The organism is Niallia yueguangensis (assembly GCF_052663115.1).
The window spans coordinates 52,403-67,228 of the sequence record NZ_JBQTCX010000024.1; the positions used below are offsets into that span (position 1 = coordinate 52,403).

13 protein-coding genes are annotated in these 14,826 nt (G+C 36.1%); all 13 read left to right on the top strand.

Annotated features, from left to right (window positions below):
• Positions 1 to 58 precede the first annotated feature (58 nt).
• The 13 genes from ACTYA4_RS18440 to ACTYA4_RS18500 all read left to right on the top strand — a co-directional run bounded on the left by ACTYA4_RS18440 (position 59) and on the right by ACTYA4_RS18500 (position 14,387).
• Entirely contained in the window at positions 59 to 1,303 is a 1,245-nt protein-coding gene (locus ACTYA4_RS18440) for a phage major capsid protein (protein ID WP_445505815.1), read from the top strand.
• 18 nt (positions 1,304 to 1,321) lie between these two features.
• Positions 1,322 to 1,639 carry a head-tail connector protein gene (locus ACTYA4_RS18445; RefSeq protein ID WP_445505816.1) on the top strand — a complete coding sequence of 106 codons (318 nt, stop codon included), beginning with the start codon at positions 1,322 to 1,324 and terminating at the stop codon, positions 1,637 to 1,639.
• Entirely contained in the window at positions 1,611 to 1,940 is a 330-nt protein-coding gene (locus tag ACTYA4_RS18450; RefSeq protein WP_445505817.1) for a phage head closure protein, read from the top strand. The genes ACTYA4_RS18445 and ACTYA4_RS18450 overlap by 29 nt, the downstream gene beginning before the upstream one ends.
• Positions 1,937 to 2,365, top strand: a complete 429-nt coding sequence (locus ACTYA4_RS18455; protein WP_445505818.1) for an HK97-gp10 family putative phage morphogenesis protein — start codon at positions 1,937 to 1,939, stop codon at positions 2,363 to 2,365. Before ACTYA4_RS18450 ends, ACTYA4_RS18455 begins: the two co-directional genes overlap by 4 nt.
• Positions 2,362 to 2,751 (top strand): hypothetical protein, encoded by a 390-nt coding sequence (locus tag ACTYA4_RS18460; RefSeq protein WP_445505819.1) that lies wholly within the window; start codon positions 2,362 to 2,364, stop codon positions 2,749 to 2,751. The genes ACTYA4_RS18455 and ACTYA4_RS18460 overlap by 4 nt, the downstream gene beginning before the upstream one ends.
• A gap of 7 nt (positions 2,752 to 2,758) precedes the next feature.
• Positions 2,759 to 3,331 (top strand): major tail protein, encoded by a 573-nt coding sequence (locus tag ACTYA4_RS18465; RefSeq protein WP_445505820.1) that lies wholly within the window; start codon positions 2,759 to 2,761, stop codon positions 3,329 to 3,331.
• A gap of 85 nt (positions 3,332 to 3,416) precedes the next feature.
• A complete protein-coding gene (gene gpG, locus ACTYA4_RS18470; protein WP_445505821.1) occupies positions 3,417 to 3,734 on the top strand; it encodes a phage tail assembly chaperone G in 318 nt (105 codons plus the stop codon).
• 195 nt (positions 3,735 to 3,929) lie between these two features.
• Positions 3,930 to 9,671, top strand: coding sequence for a phage tail tape measure protein (locus tag ACTYA4_RS18475; protein ID WP_445505822.1), 5,742 nt, complete (start codon positions 3,930 to 3,932; stop codon positions 9,669 to 9,671).
• Positions 9,668 to 10,507, top strand: a complete 840-nt coding sequence (locus ACTYA4_RS18480) for a phage tail domain-containing protein (protein WP_445505823.1) — start codon at positions 9,668 to 9,670, stop codon at positions 10,505 to 10,507. Before ACTYA4_RS18475 ends, ACTYA4_RS18480 begins: the two co-directional genes overlap by 4 nt.
• Before the next feature lie 9 nt (positions 10,508 to 10,516).
• A complete protein-coding gene (locus ACTYA4_RS18485) occupies positions 10,517 to 11,677 on the top strand; it encodes a phage tail protein (protein ID WP_445505824.1) in 1,161 nt (386 codons plus the stop codon).
• Positions 11,667 to 11,975 (top strand): hypothetical protein, encoded by a 309-nt coding sequence (locus ACTYA4_RS18490; protein ID WP_445505825.1) that lies wholly within the window; start codon positions 11,667 to 11,669, stop codon positions 11,973 to 11,975. Before ACTYA4_RS18485 ends, ACTYA4_RS18490 begins: the two co-directional genes overlap by 11 nt.
• Positions 11,972 to 14,026 carry a hypothetical protein gene (locus ACTYA4_RS18495; protein ID WP_445505826.1) on the top strand — a complete coding sequence of 685 codons (2,055 nt, stop codon included), beginning with the start codon at positions 11,972 to 11,974 and terminating at the stop codon, positions 14,024 to 14,026. Before ACTYA4_RS18490 ends, ACTYA4_RS18495 begins: the two co-directional genes overlap by 4 nt.
• 19 nt (positions 14,027 to 14,045) lie before the next feature.
• Complete coding sequence (locus ACTYA4_RS18500; RefSeq protein ID WP_445505827.1) at positions 14,046 to 14,387, top strand: hypothetical protein; 342 nt, start codon at positions 14,046 to 14,048, stop codon at positions 14,385 to 14,387.
• Positions 14,388 to 14,826 lie beyond the last annotated feature (439 nt).

Here is a 14,826-nt window from a genome sequence, read left to right on the forward strand (position 1 = left end):
GTTGGTCTTTTTTTATTGCAAAATAACGTCATATGGACGAAAAAAGGGAGAAAAAATCATGAATTTAAAAGAACGTATTGCTAAATTAAAGAAAGATATCGAAGAAAAAAGATCAGCATATAACAAGCATATTGCTGATGCAAAATTAAAAGTAGAAGCTGATGATTTGCAAGGGGCAAAAGATTTTAGATCTAAAGCGGAAGCTGTAAAAACTGAAATGGATGAAATGCGTTCCACATTGCAAGAATATGAGGAATTAGCAAAAATGGATCCTATTGCTGCGCCAAAAGGTCAACAACGTAATCTTCCAAACCCAGTTAATTTCTCTTTAGGAACAAAAGGTCAAGAGAAAGACGAAGAAGAGTTGCAACAACGTTATAAACCAGCCTTTTTAAACAATCTTCGCGGGAAACGTCTTACAGCAGAAGAAATTGGTTTGTTGGAATCTAAAGAAGCACGTGCAATGAGTGGTTTAAATGATGAAGATGGTGGATTGGTTATTCCACAAGATATTTCAACTGCAATTAATCAATTAAAAGCAACGTTAAATCCTTTAGAGCAATTTGTGAGAAAAGAGAATGTTACAACTCGTTCAGGTTCCCGTGTGTTGGAAAAAAGAGCTGATATGGTACCGTTCCAAAATGTTGCTGAAATGGGGAATATCCCAGATACAGATAATCCAAAATTTACTCCACTTTCTTATGCGATTAAAGATTATGCAGGTAAATTGCCATTGTCCAATACATTGCTTCAAGATTCTGATCAAAATTTACAAGGCTATGTAGTTAATTGGTTTGCTAAGAAATCAATTGTAACTCGAAATAGCTTAATTCTATCTAAATTACAAGGTGGCACACCTGTGACATTTGATAGCACTGATGATATTAAGACAACTTTAAACGTTACTCTTGATCCTGCAATTGCTTTAAATGCAAAAATTATTACAAACCAAAATGGTTATAACTATCTGGATCAGTTGAAAGATGCGGAAGGTAAATATTTATTACAGCCTATTCCAACAAATCCTACACAAAAGATGTTGTTTGGATATCCTGTAGTGGTTGTTTCAAATAAAACACTTCCTAATATTTCAGCAACTGTTTTCCCTATTTTTATCGGGGATTTCCAAGAAGGTATTGTACTTTGGGATCGTCAGCAACAGTCTATTGCAACAAACCCATATTCAGATAGCGCTTGGAACACAAATACAATTTCTTTACGTGCGATTGAACGTGAAGATGTTACTTTATGGGATGATCAAGCATTTGTATATGGACAAATTGATGTTACTCCTGCTGGCTAATAAAAGGGGTGATTCTCTATGGATTTAGCAGAAGTAAAAAATGCTCTTCGTGTGGACAGTTCCTTTGATGACAGTTTGATTCAGAGATACATGGCCACTGCGGAAATTAAAATACAAAGTGCTGTTTGCAAAGATGCGGATAGCACTTTTTTTAATGGAGAAAAAATTAAGCCGTTATATGAAACATGCTGCATTATGCTTGTTGGCCATTGGTATCAAAATAGATTCATAGGTTCTCATAAAGAAACGTTTGAAATTCCGTTTGGGGTAACATCATTCATCCACGATTTGAGGGGAGCGTATTATCTTGCTAATAACAAATCCATCTCAACTTGATCAAAGGATTACTTTTAATCAAAAGCAAACCATAAAGGTTAATGGTGTAGCACAACAAAGGGATGTACCAGTTGCAACAATATGGGCGGCTGTTTGGAAACAAAAACTATCCGATAGGATGGCCAGTATTGGAACAGAAACTAAAATTGTTACCACATTTGTTTTTCGTGAAAAACAAGATTTTGCTATTAAAAATGATATGACAATCTTGTGGAAGGAAAGGTCTTATCAAATCAAAGATATTAGTCCTGACACTGTTAATAAAGAGTGGAAAACAATCATTTGTGAGGTGATAACATGAGTGTGGATATTGACATGAGTGGATTAGATAGGCAATTAAGGGAATTAGCTTATAAAACTCAAAGTGGTGGAAAAAAGGCCACTAAAGTAGGGGCTGCGATAGTAGCTGCGGCTTTAAAAGTAAATGCCCCATACGAAAATAGGTCTGACCGTAAATGGAAACAGCAAAGACAATTTGATCTACAATCTGGCGTAGAACGTGAATTTAAGCATTTACGTGATGATGTTGTTATTTCACCACCAAATGAATTGGGGAACATTGAAATAAAATTTGGAAAAGATACTGCTTGGCGGTCACATTTTGTTAATGATGGAACCATTTATCAAGCTCCGCAACATTTTGCAGAGAAAACAACGGTAGAGACACATGAAGCTGTTAAGGCTGCTATGGAGCGAGTAATACTAGGAGAGGTTAACGGAACATGAGTCTTTTGTTAGATGCTTATAACTTAATATCAGCAGAAGATAATCCCATGGGTTTTAATGAGGATTATGTTTTTATGCACTTTATTCCTGAAAGAATGCCCGATGAAGAACAAACTCCACGTGAAAATGTAGCTACACTTGTACGAATTAATCATATGGGTAATTCACGAGGTGATTATGCAAGTAATCAAAGCAACTCGGTTACAACAGGTGTACAAGTACAAGTTTGGTTTAATTATGATGATCCTTTAGCTGATGAATATGATGAATTACTTCATAAATACATGGAAAAGAACGGTTTCTATGCAATAACTAAAAGTTATATCGATAAAGATCCCGACATTGAAAAGCTGTATCTCACAGCAAAATTTAATAAAAAAGGATGATGAATAAATGGCAACTGTAGGTTTTGAAAAAGTTATCATCAATGTATTAGATGATAATGAAAAAGTAATCACAGATAAAAAATTTGTATTAGATGGAAAAAACAATGGAAATGGTACTGTAGAGGCAAACATAACAGGACTTGCAGCACAACTTCAAAAAATATATGCATCTAACATGGCTATTGATGTATCAGGAAAAGGTGCTGGAGATGCAAAAATTGATTTATCTATTTATGACTTGCCGGACGATTGCTTGGCAGCTGTCACAGGATTGGTTAAAGAAGGCGGAATTTATAAGCTTGGAAAAGATACAAAAGCACCATTCTGCTCTGTGGAATGCTTATCTGCTGACCGAAAAGGAAATCCAATCCACATTGCACTTTTGAAAGTTAAGTTTGGTATGCCGGACAACGATTTGAAAACGAATGATAATAATGAACAAGTTACACAGGACAAAATCACAGGGGATGCTGTTTCTCGTGCATCTGATGGCTTTGTATATGGTAAAGCTAAAGAGGGAGATACAGATTGGTCAGCTGAATCATGGGAAAGCTTTGTTCGTCCGGTAGCAACACCGTAAAAATAATAAGTAGATTAATTGGCTAGGGCTTTATTGCTCTAGCTTTTTTGTATTAAAAAATCAAAAACATGAACGGAGAATAGATATGTTGAGAATTGAATTGAGAAATAAAAAAGGCGAGAAAGTGGTGTATGAACAAGAATTTGTATCAGCAAAACGAGTACGCGTTGCATTAGAAATGCAAGTTGAGTTTGACAATAATCCTGAACTAACTGAATTGGAATATACGGATAAAATGGTTGAGTTTGTGGCAGGAACATTTACAGATAAAAAACTCACAACAGATGATATTTGGGAAGGGTTAGAAAGTCATATTTTTTATGATGAGTTGGATCGTATCTTTAATCAAGTAATGGGAAAGGACAAGCAGAAACCGAAGGAAACGGCAGAGGAAAAACAATAACTGCTGCACAAGCATTGGATGATTTAGACATAGTGTATAAAGATCTGATAAAAGCAGGATGGTCTTTTAATGACATTCAATCTACAGATTACTATGCTCTAATGCGTTTTTTATCTGGCTCTAATAACAATAATCGTATGCACCCAGAAGATTTCTTCAACTCTATTTAAAAATCTAAAAGAAAGGAGGTAAACCATGGCTGAAGGAGTTATTATCCGTGTTGGTTTTGATGGGACTAGGGTAACACAAAGTCTTAAATCAATTAAGCAAGCTGTTGCGGCTTCCACATCGCAAATGAAGGCTGAAATGCGTGTGTTTGACAATGCTGGGGACACATTAGGAAAACTGAATGCTAAATATCAAGGGTTAGAGCGAACTATCCGGGCCCAGGATATACAGGTACAAAAATTACGTGAATCGTATGATAAGGCGAAAGAAAAGTTTGGGGAAAATAGTGTACAAGCTTTAAGGTTTGCTAATCAAATAAATAACTTAACTAGTAGACAAGAAAGTTTCAGGAGACAACTACAAGAAACTCAATCTGAAATTAATGAATACAATCGTGGCACTAATAATATTCGCCAAAATTTATCTTTACTCATACGTGAAACTTCTGCAATGAGTGATACATTACGATCACAAGGCAGAGCGTTACAAGCTAACAGACGAGAATATGTTGGTCTTAAAGATCAAATAAAAGAGCGTGTTCGATTAATTGATGCGGAGCGGGAAAAGCTTCAAGAACTCATTCGTACAAAAGGTGCCGATGATCTTGCTACTCGCAGACAGCGTGTAGCTTTACAAGAGTTAGAGGCAGCACAAGCAAGTGCGATATCAAGATATAACGATTTAGGTCGTTCTGTGGGCAATGCATCCAATAGAGTGTTGGGAATTCGTGATCGTATGAATGAGTTTAGTAATACGATGAATAATGTTGGTAGCCGAATGACTGAAACAGGGCAAAATATGACACAAACGTTTGGCCCCGGTACTTTAGCTCTTGGCATTGGATTAGGTACAGCCACTAAAAAAGCAATGGACTTTGAAGCCCAAATGTCTTCTGTTAAGTCTGTAATGTCTCCAGATGAAGTTCAAAAGTATAGTGGATCCCTTGAAAAATTAGCAATCACTATGGGTAGTAAAACTAAGTACTCAGCGACTGAAGCAGCGCAAGGGATTGAAGAGCTGATAAAAGCTGGTGTGTCTGTAAGAGATATTACAAATGGCGGTTTAAGTGGAGCTTTATCATTGGCTACAGCAGGCGAACTAGAACTAAAAGATGCAGCAGAAGTTGCTTCCACAGCGTTAAATGCTTTTAGAGACGACAATATATCTGTTGCCCGTGCTGCTGATATATTAGCTGGATCTGCAAATGCATCAGCCACAGATGTGGGAGAGTTAAAGTTTGGTTTATCAATGGTTTCTGCGGTTGCATCTGGTGTCGGATTAACTTTTGAAGATACGTCTACAGCATTAGCAACCTTTGCCCAAAATGGATTAAAAGGATCCGATGCAGGTACTTCATTAAAAACTATGTTGTTGAATTTAAGTCCACATACTAAGGCAGCAAGTGAAATGATGGATTCATTGGGTCTGGCTACTCAAAATACAGGTGCTGCTTATCGCTGGTTGTCAGATAGAGGTATAAAACCGGCTTCAAAATCAACTGATGATGTTGCAAAAGGATTAGAAAAACTAGCAAAAATACAAGCTGGTAGTGGTGCTTCAGCGGCAAAAGTGGCAAAGGAATATGATAAGTTAGCCAAATATTCTGGGTTTGCATCTAGTGCGTTTTATGATCAAAATGGAAATCTTAAAAATATGTCTCAAATCGCTGGTATTTTACAAAATGCTCTTAAAGATTTAAACAGCGAACAGCGTCAAAACGCTCTTAATGTGATGTTTGGTACAGATGCAATTAGAGCTGGAAACATCCTTTACAAGGAAGGTGCCAAAGGCATCAATGATATGAATGCTGCTTTAAATAAAGTGAAAGCAGCAGATGTAGCAGAAGAGAAATTAAATAACTTAAAAGGAACTGTAACTCTATTAAAAAGTTCGTTTGAAACTGCTGGTATCAGCATAGGTAATGCTCTTATTCCTGCATTGAAATGGATAGCAGAGAGAACACAAACTCTCGTGGATAAATTTAATAATCTATCTCCAACGATGCAAAGCACTATAGCTATTGGTGCAGGTGTTGCTCTAGCTGGCGGAATTATTGCAACAGGGCTTGGTTTAGCCATTACTGCAATGGGTGGATTAGCAACAGGAATTGGCTTTGTAACAAGAGCAGGCTCTACTATGATTGGTATGTTTGATAGAGCAGGTCGGAGCATGAGAGGATATCGTACACAGGCTTTAGAAACAGCGGCTTCCAATGAGGTTTTAGCAACTAGTGAAACTGCAGTAAATACAGCTGGCAACAGTTCAGCTGGTGGTTCTACTCGTAGCAGCAGAAGAAGAGGTTTATTTAGCCGACAATCTACTCGTGCCGTTACAGAAGTGGGTGAAGAAGTCGCGGAAGTAGCATCAAGAGGTGGCAGGCTGGCTAAAGGTGCGAAAATTCTTGGTGGTGGTATTGCAGGTTTAAGTTTAGTTACAAGTGCTATTGGTTTAATCGGTATGAATAAAGACAATGCTGGTAGTAAACTTGGTGATTTTGGAGGTTCATTAGGTGGCGGAGCTGCAGGTGCTGCAATAGGTTCAGCAATTGCACCTGGTATTGGGACAGCGATAGGTGGAGCTATTGGTGCTTTCGCAGGTAGTGAAGCTGGTAAAAAACTAGGCCAAGGTATCAGTGATTATTTTAAGAAAACTGAAATTGATAAAAAGTTAAATTTTTCTAAAGGTATCGATTCTGCTACTAAAAAAGCATTGTCTTCATACACAATATTAAGCGATCAAGTGAATAAAAAGCTTATCGAAATGGGTATAACACAAGCTAAAGTAAGTAAAAAGAATGTGGATGACTTAGTTAGTCCGTATAAGCAAATGTCTAAGAAGATAAATCAAGCTTTTGATGATACTAATAACTCTGCTAAAAAGAATCTTAATGCTTTAACAGGTCTTAGCAAAAAAGAGCAAGATAGCATACTTAAAAGTGTAAATGATGGCACTGATAAAAAGAAAAAAGCAGTTAGTGATACTGAAAAAGAAATCGAAAAGATTTATAAAACAGCAGCTAAAGAAAATCGCTCTATTAATGCTTATGAACAAAAACAAATTAACAAACTACAAGATAAGATGAATAGTTATGCTGCTGAATCAATGAGTAAATCAGCTAAACAACAAAAAATAATCTTGGGTGATTTACGTACTCATGTTAGGGATTTATCAGCATCACAAGCTGCATCTGTGGTTAAAAACTCTTTGAAGCAAGAAAAAGCAACAATAAAATCTGCAAAAAATCAATACAAAAAAACTGTAGATAATGCAGAGGCTCAATTTAAAGAAACTATAAGTTGGGCTGATAATCAGTATTATGTTCAGAAGAATATTTCTAAAAAGCAATATGATGCTATTGTTCAAAAAGCCGAAGATCAGAAAAAAGATGTAATTGGAAAAGCTAAAACTCAACGTGACGAAACAATTAGAAACGCTGAAGATACTCATATAAACGTAGTAAACGAGGCAAAAAAACAAGCTAAAGGACATTTAGATCAAGTCGATTGGGAAACAGGAAAGATATTAAGTAATTGGGATAAATTTAAGATAAGCCTTGCTGATAAAGTCAACTGGGTAACAGGTGGAATAAACAAGGTATTAGAGTTCTTCCACATTCCAACTATTCCGAAATGGAGTCCTACTGGCTCAAAAACGGAAAAGAAATTAGCATCAAATGAACCTATTAGTAGGGTTAGTGCTTCAGCAAAAGGAACTAGATTCCATCAGGGAGGCTATTCACTTGTTGGGGAAGAAGGCGTTGAACTTGCTTACAGACCGGGAGAAAGCTTCGCTAGATTACTAGGGAAAAATGGTCCATCTATTGAAAAAATTCGTTATGGAGAAAGAATTTTAAATGCAAGGGATACATCTGCTGTAATGGCTGGTGGATTAGGGAAAGGAACCATTTTACCTGGATACGCAAAAGGGAATAGTAGTATTGGCGATTACTTTGATTGGCTGTCTAATCCACTAGACAAAGTAAAGGGACTGTTTAAAAAACATCTTAATTTTGGAGAAAACGAAATAGGACAAGATGTTGGTAAAAACATTCTTTCTTATTTAGGTGATAAGACAGCAGATTTTCTGAAAAGCAAATTGTCCAGTGGTTTTATTGGTGGAAAAGCAGCAGGAAGCAAACAGGTGCAAGCATGGTTAATGGAAGCTATGTCTATTACCAACACACCAATGCAATTCTTGCCTGCATTGTCTCAAATAGCCATGAAGGAATCTGGTGGCAATCCAAGAGCTATCAATCTATGGGACTCGAATTTTAAAGCTGGCCATCCATCAAAAGGGTTAATGCAAACCATTGACAGCACATTTAATGCTCACAAATTACCTGGACATGATGATATATGGAATCCTGTGGACAATGCCATTGCTGCTATTCGTTATGCTATTAGCCGTTATGGTTCTATTGCTAATGTTCCAGGTGTTAAGGCACTAGCAAGCGGTAAAGGATATATTGGATATGCAACTGGTACTGATGATCACAAAGGCGGCGATGCTATTCTCGGTGATGGCGGGCAAGAAGAACCATATCTAACTCCTGATGGAGAATTTGGTATTAGCCCTAAAATTCCGACACTGTTTAAAAACTTCCCTGCCGGTTCCAAAGTTTGGCCATCTATCGCAAAAATGAAAGAAGATATTCCACACTTTGCGAAAGGAACGGATAACTCTTTCTTAAAAGCAATAACTAGTGCCTTTGACTCGTTTAAGAAATCGTTGAAGAATATTAATTCATCATTTGAAAGTTCTGTGAAAGAGGCAAAACAGGCTTATAAAACAATTGTGAACGAGAACAGAAGCAATGCTTATTCAGCTTATTCCTTAACAGATAACGCTAGACAAGGAAAAGTATCTGGCAAGGGGCTCTTAAATAATCTTCAATCGCAAAACAGTATGTATAAGCGATTCGTTTCCAACATCAATAAATTAAAGCAAAAAGGTGCTTCTAATAAACTGATCAATGAATTATTAGAACAAGGTGTATCAACGAATGCAGATGTGGAAGCTTTACTTGGTTTATCTAAGAGTGATTGGAAAGCCTACCAAGGAGCATATTCCGATAAGACAAAGAGAGCAAATACACTAGGAGATTTAACCACATCTTTTTCGGCAGCTGGTAAAGATCTAAATAATGCGATAAATAAATCATCAAAGAAATATCAATCTGGTGTAAAAGATGCCCTAAATGACTTGAATAAATCAATCAATAAGAAAAAAGGAACTGAATTAAGTGGACACTTTGTAAATGGTCTTGTGAATGGATTGGTTGATAAGAGAGGTAATTTATCAAAGTCTGCTTCCAAGCTTGCTGACAGTATTGAAAAATCAGTACGGAAAAAGCTTAAAATTCATTCTCCTTCATTAGTTGGTGAAGAGTTAACGGGTTACTTTGGACAAGGTTTAGAAAATGGTCTTTATAAAGCAGTAGATGGAGTTAAAAAAGCAACGAAGTTTGTGTCTGGTACTATTTCAAAACATGTTGTTCCCATTAATGGCACTGCGGCTATTGCAGCATTGCAAAAAGCTACTGCATCAAGCCAGCAAAGTGGCATTCAACAGATTAATATTCAAAGCAATAATGATCAATCGAAAATAATCTTGTTACTGCAACAACAGAATCAATTGTTGTTCCAAATGCTACAAGGGATGCAGTCCACAAATGCTGGTATTACTTTAAATGAACTAGCTAATAAACTTAACAATACAAACGGAAAACAATACGGAATAAATAGCTTTATGGCAGGTGGTTTAGGATGAGCATTTTGCAAGATTTATATATTAATAAGGGCGATGGTGAAATATTGCTATCGGAAGCTGCAGACTTAAAAGGTTTGCAGTTTTTAGATTTGTCCGTTTCTGCCCCGGCGCTAACCCAGAATTACATAACAAATCCGGGGTTAGATGGTCAGCTTCCAAGCGGAAAAGCAACTTATGGGCCACGTACTGTTAGTGCTAATTTCTATTTTTCTGGACATGATCTATTTGATTTTGAATTAGCCTGCAGGGAAATTCATCGTTTTTTCTTTGAAAGAGAAGCTTATTACATTCGAACTACCATGATGCCAGGCTTTAGATATCTCGTGATGGCAAAGCCATATGACCCTACAAGAATTAATATAACGGATATGACGTTTACTATTGAATTTGACCTACCAAGCGGTTTTCGTGAAGCGTATAAAACAACTTTGGAAGCGCCGTTTACTTACGATGCAGAATCATGGCAAGTGGGGATGAATTTACCGAATGTGGAGGATTTATCTTATGTATTCAATACTCTCGCATTCTCAGTTTATAATGCATCGGACATTACGATTAATCCTTTGAAACATCATTTACTTGATATCGCATTAACATGTGTTGGGACACCGACAATAAGAAACTGGACTACAGGAGATATATTTCACTTGGACAAAGAAATGACATCATCTGATGCTTTACTATTAAGTGGTTTTGATCCATATCTCAACAATCAAAGATGTGGAAGGGACACAAATCATGGTGTCATAACACTTGCCCCAGGGTGGAACAATTTCAGTATTGCAAGCTGTTCGAATCCGGTCATTGCTTTTAATATAAGGTTCCTGTACAAGTAGGTGATTGCTATGAATTTACTTTTAGTAAAAGCACAGGGGTATGAAGAAATAGTTATTGATTTTACGGACTTTGAACGAACATGCGAACAAAACTTAGCAAACTGGCAAATTAGCTTTAATATCACGAGAACAAGCTATAATTCGTTTGCTTATGACTTATTAATGAGCGATCAATGCTCTTTGTTAATAGATGGCCAAGAATATGTAGTCCAGCAATTAAATCCTGTTGTGAGTGGGACGACAGAAACGATTGCCGTTACGGCCACGCACATTTACTTTGACATACAGAAAAAAATAAGAGTAAAAGACGTACTCGATGATGATTATGAAGATGGCAGCAAGCCTACCCACACATTAGCAGAATATCTTGCCTTCGTATTTCAAGGAAACACATATGGATATAGCTATGAAATAAGGGGCTCTTTTACGAAGAAAGTTTTAATAGATGGGTTTGGTAGTAGTGATGGAATGTCACTAATTAATACTTTAGTAGAAACGTTTAGCTGTTACCTTAATGCTGATAATCAAAAAGTCATCTTTATGGATGATACTAATTTCAAAATTATCACGCAGAAGCAATTTAGATGGCTCTACAACACAGATGACATTAACCTACAGTTAGATAAAACCAACTTGCGTACACAGTGTTGGGTATATCCATACATGGACGAGCATGGAAATTATTTCTTTGAACCTTATATCTATAAATCTGCGAATGTATCAAGATTTGGGGAGTCTTTTGCAGATACTGTGGACTTATCGGGGGATGCGGAGGCAACGACTAAAGAATATACAGATAAGAAGGCAGTGAAGGAGCTGCAAGACGTTCCGGAAACAACTTTTACAATGACTTATTACGGTAAGGATATTCCGGTGATTGGTGAAGTGTGGATGGCAATTATTGAGCCGATGAAGCTTGATGTAGATGTGCCGATTGTTGGTATTAAAGATTATCCATTTGACGACTCAAAACAGCCAGAATTAACGTTAAGTAATGCTAAAAAGGATATGCTGTCCATTCAGCGACAGATAGCAAACAAAGCAAATAATGCTTATCGTAGATCAAGTTTATTAAACGGATTGATTGCTAATGTGGACCTTACAGCAAATGAAGCTTGGAGTGCTCGTTTAACTCTAGAAGCGGTAGGTGAAGTAATAGATGGCGATTAAAATTATGCAGATGAAACAAGCAAATGGTACTCTTTTTTATCCGAAAACACACATAAATGCTGTGAAAGGATATGTTGCTGGTATGCCCCCGGAAGATGTAAGCCAAGCATTGGAAGGGAAAGTTGATAAAGTCGAAGGAATGGGGCTGTCATCAAATGATTATACGATAGACGAAAAAAATAAAGTTGCACAAATAGAAGGGAAACAAGATTCCGTTTTAACGTCGCCTAATGGCACCAAATATAAAATATTTGTAAATGATGATGGCACTTTAAGAACGGAGGTGGTAATGCCATGATCAAACTCATAAGAGAATTATTGGGATTTCAAGGACGTGATGCAAGAGAACAAAAAAATAAGAACTGGGAAATGATCGAAAATGAATTCGTAAATCAAAAAGCGCGGGTTGATAATTTATTAAATGGAACATCACAACCAGAAGAATTAGTTGACATGCACTTAGGAAGAGATAACACTGTCCATCCCACAGCGCGTGATATGGTTGTCTCCGAACTAAATGCTGTTGATGTACAGTTGGCAGACACGTCGGAAAATTTAAATGGACGAGAAATAAACGCAGAGTACCCACCTATTCCTATGATTGGTATGAAGGCGGATTGGGATGGAATATCGGGAACTGACAACTCTGCAACGTTTAAAGGACTTATTAGTTCTATTCAAACTAATGGAGGAGGAAAACTTAAACTCCCCCCCAAACCGTTTTATATGAAAGGTATTTATATTGACGCAAAAACGTGGGTAGACTATAACTTTGTTACCATTGAGGGAGTTAACGGAACTGTACTTATTGCAGATGATGCAAGTGATGATATTTTTATTCATATGGGTGGTTATTATTTAGGAGGAACAGATAGAAGACAAACAGCAGTTTTTAATTTCGAAAATTTAAAACTGATTTGTAAAGCAATTTCAAAAAATATTAGGGCTTTTCAATATTCAGTTACCCAATATTGTAATTTTAAAAATGTTTGGATTGAAGGATTTAAAGATGGTGCTATTCATTTTGTAGATGCTTACGATTGTCATTTCAGCAATGTTCATATTGTGAAATGTGGACGAGCAAATAGCGATACTGATTACGCATATCCACTTGGATTTTATGGAAATGATGATTGTTCCAACGCTCTGTTTTTCGATGATCTTTGTCGTATAGAATTTTGTCCACTTTTCTGTGAGTTTGATAATGGAGCAAGACATATTTATTTTAATGGCAGTAAGTTTGAAAAAATGGCTTTAAATTTAACATCTAAAGCTAGACCGTTTAATTTTCTTAGTTATCGTGAACTCGGCTTTACAAATTGTATGTTTATTAACAGTGACCATTACTTAGCGGATAGTACAACAGGGATTACAGGAAGTATTTCTGCGGGAACTAATTCATTGACAGTTAACCAAATTAAAGGCGGATACAGAAGTCTAGCTGTTGGAGATTTTATTACAATAGCAGGGGTATCAGGGGTTAGAAGGATTACAGCTATTAATGATTTAACTCTTACACTCGATAGTAATGTCGACAATACTGTGTCTAATGCTGTTGTGGTTGGAAAATATTATATAGTCGATCAAGGAAAAGATTTTTTTAACTTTCCTTCAAGTCTTTTTTATGATGGATATGATGTTGCGAACAATCTTCTGAAATCAGCAAAGTTTACTAATTGTGATTTTGGCGCTCCAAGTAAAACAACAACTAGATGGGGGAGATTAACCTATTGTAAGTTTGACACATGTGTATTTAATAATTGTGAAGGCGGAGCGGTTGTAGATAGATGTTTTAATATTTACGATGAAGTAACAATGAAAAACGTAAGCGTGGCATCATATAACGATGCTAAATTATTCAATATGTATGGTAAGAACTGTAACTTGGAACTAGATCAAGTCAAACTTGTTAGTGGAACCTTAAGCCTAGTTACTATTCGCACAGGAGCAGAAGATAATAACGTAACAATAGGAAGTATAACAGGAGCAACATTAAATATTCCAGTTCAAGCGGATGCTTCATTCTATATGGATCAAGCAAACTCCCGTTATTTCTATTTAAAAAACAACAAGATTAAACTACTAAGCTATGTAAACCCAGTCGATAACAATAACAAACCTTCTGCTTGGATGGATGCAGACATCGTGGAATGTACAACCACCTATCCAATTGAATATGTGAATTTTGGACATAATGGTAAACGAGTCACCTTGATTTACCTTGGTAGCGGTGGTTCTATTAAACATGATGATAATTATATGGTTACAAAAACCCGTGCAAATATAGCGCTTGCATTTGGGGATACTGTCAATCTTATTTGTCATAACGGAGTTTGGAGAGAAATTTAGGAGAAGGAGCGAAAAACAAATGGCATTACAAGTGAGCTTCACATTACCAGCAGGATGCGAATTAGCTAGTTTTCAATCTGATATTAAAATTAAGTCTTTTATTTATACAGAGGATTATCCAGTAACAAATGGTTATGTAAAAATAGATTCTTTTAGTGGCAGCAGAGATTTGTTGAAAATCACGGTTCATTTCAAAAAAGAGAGAGGTTATCCTGTTTTATTAATAAAGGATTATGCTTTTGTTCCAGATACCACAAGTTTTTATACAGACAATTTTCTTACTCAAGGATACGAATATTTAAAGTCGCTACCTGAATTTGCGGGGTCAATTGATGTTTTAGAGGAAGGACAACCGGAATAGTGAAAAATAAAAACACTAATGAAGGTGTATTTTTTATGCCTGTTATTGCTCATAAGGACAATAAGGCGACATAACTAAATAATTTTTTAAGAGTCCTTATTGGGCTCTTTTTCTTATGTTTAAAAAAGGAAGAATAAAAATTGAAACAGAATACAGAAATAATGTCACTAGAAAAAGATATCTAAAAAACAATAAGCACTGAAAAGGGGTATTTATTATGTCTTCAACTTAGTATTTGATATACTAAAAGTAAAAAAATAGGAGGTTCAAATGTGAGCTATATAGAATTTTGCGAAATGATAGAATGGGATTACATGTACTTTTTATATATGTATTGTATAAATGAATTGAATAAAAATAATCCAATTTACTACCATTATTGCTGTCATTTAAGTGCAAATTTAATAGCTTCATATTTATCAGTTCATTTTGATTCAAC

Bases quoted from the DNA above. Each gene is read 5' to 3' on its own strand.
- ACTYA4_RS18440 (WP_445505815.1), top strand. From the start codon at position 59: ATGAATTTAAAAGAACGTATTGCTAAATTAAAGAAAGATATCGAAGAA.
- ACTYA4_RS18445 (WP_445505816.1), top strand. From the start codon at position 1,322: ATGGATTTAGCAGAAGTAAAAAATGCTCTTCGTGTGGACAGTTCCTTT.
- ACTYA4_RS18455 (WP_445505818.1), top strand. From the start codon at position 1,937: ATGAGTGTGGATATTGACATGAGTGGATTAGATAGGCAATTAAGGGAA.
- ACTYA4_RS18460 (WP_445505819.1), top strand. From the start codon at position 2,362: ATGAGTCTTTTGTTAGATGCTTATAACTTAATATCAGCAGAAGATAAT.
- ACTYA4_RS18465 (WP_445505820.1), top strand. From the start codon at position 2,759: ATGGCAACTGTAGGTTTTGAAAAAGTTATCATCAATGTATTAGATGAT.
- gpG (WP_445505821.1), top strand. From the start codon at position 3,417: ATGTTGAGAATTGAATTGAGAAATAAAAAAGGCGAGAAAGTGGTGTAT.
- ACTYA4_RS18475 (WP_445505822.1), top strand. From the start codon at position 3,930: ATGGCTGAAGGAGTTATTATCCGTGTTGGTTTTGATGGGACTAGGGTA.
- ACTYA4_RS18480 (WP_445505823.1), top strand. From the start codon at position 9,668: ATGAGCATTTTGCAAGATTTATATATTAATAAGGGCGATGGTGAAATA.
- ACTYA4_RS18485 (WP_445505824.1), top strand. From the start codon at position 10,517: ATGAATTTACTTTTAGTAAAAGCACAGGGGTATGAAGAAATAGTTATT.
- ACTYA4_RS18490 (WP_445505825.1), top strand. From the start codon at position 11,667: ATGGCGATTAAAATTATGCAGATGAAACAAGCAAATGGTACTCTTTTT.
- ACTYA4_RS18495 (WP_445505826.1), top strand. From the start codon at position 11,972: ATGATCAAACTCATAAGAGAATTATTGGGATTTCAAGGACGTGATGCA.
- ACTYA4_RS18500 (WP_445505827.1), top strand. From the start codon at position 14,046: ATGGCATTACAAGTGAGCTTCACATTACCAGCAGGATGCGAATTAGCT.